Genomic DNA, 2637 nt, shown 5'->3' on the forward strand with positions numbered 1-2637 from the left:
GGCGGGCTCCTCGGTCTCGACGAGGGTCGTGAAGTCGAGGTCGACGGGGACCTCGGCGTTCTGCGACGGGTCGGACGCCGCCTGGCCGTGCGCCTTGAACGTGTAGACGGCGTACGTCTTCGAGGCGTCGAGCCGCGCGATCTCGTCGGCGCCGAGCTCGAGCGTCTGGGAGAAGCGACCCCCGTCACCGATCTGGACCGGACGGACGAACTCCGTGTGGACGTAGGCGCTCGCGTCGACCACACTCGCACCACCGCGGGGCGCGATGCCGACGTAGATGCCCGGCGCCTCGCGCGAGTACCCCTCGCCCGCGACGTCGATCGCGAGCCGCGTCGGCGTCGACTCCTTCACCGTCGCGGCGAGTGAGACCTCGGCCGCCGCAGCACTCGTCGGCGCGAGGAGGGCCGCCGGGAGCAGGACGCTCAGGAGCAGGGGCAGGACGGCACGGACGGAGCCGCGTCGAGACGGTCGGGGGCGCATCGGACCTCACTGTGTTTAGGCTTGCCTAAGGTAGGCTAGGCGAGCCTAAGTAGACCACAATGATGACAAGGTGTCTGCATCCGGCGACATGACGCGGGTCACATCGACGGACGATCGCGACGCCTCAGGCGAGGAGGGCCCGCTGCACGAAGTCCACGACGGTGTCGGCGTCGACGTTGCGAGGCTGCAGGCAGGCCTGCACCAGCCGCATGACCTGGTCGATGTCGACCTCGCGGAAGTCGCCCGTCGCGACACCGTCGACCAGGATCGTCCGCACGACGTCCTCGATCTCGAGGACGTGGTCGCGGATCGCGAGGCGGGACTCCGGCCCGAGCTGGCCGTAGATGTCCGGGCCGAAGCCGAAGTGCTGCTCGCCCTGGGTGTCGATGTGGTGCCGCACGTAGGCGCGCAGCCGCTCGCGCGGAGTCCCTGCGTCGGCCAGCACCGCGTTCAGTCGCTCCAGGTACTTGCTCGTCTCGGAGGTCGCGAACCCCACGATGACGGCATCCTTGTCGCGGAAGTGGTTGTAGATCGCCGTGCGGCCCACGCCCGCCTCGGCCGCGAGGTCGGCCATGCGGACGGCGTCGAAGGACATGCGGTCCAGGAGCCGGACGAGCGCGTCGAAGACCGCCTGCCGCGTCTGGGTGCGGTGCTCCTCCAGGGAGCCACCGGTGATCTTGGGCACGGGCTCAACCTACGGGAACGGACCCCCTGGCACCGGCTGGAGCGACGGGAGTCCGGTGGCCTCCCGCGTCACTTCCGCCCCACGAGTCCCGAAAATCACGTACGCTGCTCGGCGTGTCGCAATCTCGGGTGCTGACCGCGCTGATATCTTTCGCCGCCTCCCTGGCCGTGGTGGGCGGACTGATCGTCTCCGCGGGCGTCTCGGCGCAGGCCGGCTCGTCGTTGCTGTGCTCGGGGTACGCCTCCTGCAAGCGCGCCGGCTACGACCACTTCGGCTACGAGACGAAGCAGAGGACCAGCTACTGGCGCATGTACACGGGGACCAACTGCACCAACTACGTCGCCTACCGACTGATCACCACCAACGGGATGCCCAACGTCCGGCCGAAGTCGGGCGTGGGCAACGCGCGCGACTGGGGCACGGCGATGGCGTCGGTCACCGACCAGACACCGACGGTCGGCTCCGTGGCCTGGTGGGGCAGGACCGGCAACCACGTCGCCTACGTCGAGAAGGTGGCCTCCCCCACCGAGATCATCGTCTCGGAGTCCAACTGGGGTCGCACGTTCGACCACCGCCGGATCACCAAGTCCGGATCGGGGTGGCCCGACGGGTTCATCCACTTCGCCGACCCCGACACCACACCCGCCTTCAGCGCCACGCCCCGCCCGACGTTCACGGGCGGGGAGACGGTCGGCAGCCGGTTGAGCGCCACCACGTCCGCCTGGAAGCCGGGCGCGAGCTTCACCTACCAGTGGTACGCCGACGGGAAGGCCATCTCCGGCGCCTCCTCCGCGACCTACACCCTCGCCGCGGGCGACCTGGGCAAGGCCGTGCGGGTCATCGTCACCGGCAAGAAGTCCGGGTACCCCACGAAGAGCCTGGCCTCGACGCGGATCACCGACGCCGTGACCGCCGGCAGCTTCGCCTCGACGAGCCGTCCCACGTTCTCCGGTCAGGAGACGGTGGGCTCGCGGCTCGTGGCGAGCACGCCGGCCTGGTCGCCCACCGCCCAGGTCAGCTACCAGTGGTACGCCGACGGCAAGCCCATCCCCGGGGCGACCTCGGCCGTGCACACGGTCGACGCCGATCAGCTCGGGGCGAAGGTGCGCGTCCTCGCGACGGCCACGCGCCCCGGCTACACCTCCCGCACCCTGGCGTCCGAGCGCCTCACCGGTCCCGTGGCTCCGGGCGGCTTCACCACCACGCCCCGCCCCGAGCTCACCGGTGAGGAGAGCGTCGGCTCCACCCTCACCGCCACCACTGCCCCGTGGTCACCCGAGGCCACCCTCGCGCACCAGTGGTACGCCGACGGCAAGCCGATCGCCGGCGCCACCTCGGCCACCTACACCCTCACCGCCGCCGACCGCGGCAAGAAGGTCCGCGTCATCGTCACCGGCACCCGCGACGGGTTCACCACCAGGAGCCTGGCCTCGGTGCGCATCACCGGCCCCGTCGCCGCCGGACGCTTCACC

The 2637-nt window shown here is 70.7% G+C and carries 3 protein-coding genes; 1 reads left to right on the forward strand and 2 read right to left on the reverse strand.

The features are described 5' to 3' along the window. Both ASF38_RS17750 and ASF38_RS01485 read right to left on the reverse strand, forming a co-directional pair. The coding region (locus ASF38_RS17750) for a hypothetical protein (RefSeq protein ID WP_162237276.1) at positions 1-480 on the reverse strand (480 nt) is incomplete at its 3' end. Between the two features lie 124 nt (positions 481-604). Continuing rightward, positions 605-1165 (reverse strand): TetR/AcrR family transcriptional regulator, encoded by a 561-nt coding sequence (locus ASF38_RS01485; protein WP_055964337.1) that lies wholly within the window; start codon positions 1163-1165, stop codon positions 605-607. Between the two features lie 113 nt (positions 1166-1278). Here ASF38_RS01485 and ASF38_RS01490 point away from each other — a divergent pair. Continuing rightward, positions 1279-2637: CHAP domain-containing protein (locus tag ASF38_RS01490; protein ID WP_156366747.1), on the forward strand; the 1359-nt coding region annotated here is incomplete at its 3' end.

Origin of the sequence: Aeromicrobium sp. Leaf272, from assembly GCF_001422865.1 — a bacterium.
Classification (GTDB): Bacteria; Actinomycetota; Actinomycetes; order Propionibacteriales; family Nocardioidaceae; genus Aeromicrobium.